Raw genomic sequence first — 258 nt, 5'->3', positions numbered from 1 at the left:
CGATTACGCACCTCGAGACAGTCCTCCTGTTCACCCAGATCCGTGCTGTCGATAAATTCTATAGCACGGTTTACCGTGCCGGCGAAGATGCGTCGTTCATTAAGGCTACAAAGGACGTTTGGCCGAATCCGTTCCGCATCATCTCTGATGCTTGGGTCAATGCATCGAAAGACAAATCCGTCCCCTTTGAATATTTCCAACGCCTTCGCGTCGCTATCAATGAACACGCAGATCAGCTAACTTGTGCAATACCGGATC

General features: G+C 50.0%; 1 protein-coding gene. It reads left to right on the top strand.

The features are described 5' to 3' along the window. On the top strand, positions 1 to 258 hold a 258-nt coding region (locus SB752_RS32805), incomplete at both ends, for a hypothetical protein (protein WP_410719564.1).

This window comes from Brevibacillus sp. SIMBA_040 (genome assembly GCF_046535075.1).
GTDB lineage: Bacteria > Bacillota > Bacilli > Brevibacillales > Brevibacillaceae > Brevibacillus.
Note: the sequence above shows the minus strand (reverse complement) of the source record. Positions and strands in the feature narration are given on the sequence as shown.